This window comes from Colwellia marinimaniae, assembly GCF_002207865.1.
Classification (GTDB): Bacteria; Pseudomonadota; Gammaproteobacteria; order Enterobacterales; family Alteromonadaceae; genus Colwellia; species Colwellia marinimaniae.
In genome coordinates this window covers 1-239 of record NZ_BDQM01000494.1, presented here as the reverse complement: position 1 = coordinate 239, position 239 = coordinate 1, and the positions used below count along the sequence as shown (strand labels likewise).

General features: G+C 50.6%; 1 protein-coding gene. It reads left to right on the top strand.

Annotated elements, in window-relative coordinates; translation table 11 throughout:
* Positions 1–239: PfkB family carbohydrate kinase (locus tag MTCD1_RS20210; RefSeq protein ID WP_200818720.1), on the top strand; the 239-nt coding region annotated here is incomplete at both ends.

The window sequence follows — 239 nt, the reverse complement described above, 5'->3', positions numbered from 1 at the left end:
CCAGAAAGCTTATTGTGTCATGTCGATATCATCACCCCCAATGAGACTGAAGCCGAGCAGTTAACTGGCGTGGCTATCAGGGAGTTATCGGATGCGGATATTGCGGCCCGCAAGCTGTACAGCCAATTTGGTATCGAGACTGTGCTAATCACCTTAGGTAAGCGTGGTGTATGGTTGTCACACAAGGGAGAAGGTGAGCACATTGCCGGTTTCGTGATGCAGGCCATAGATACAACGGC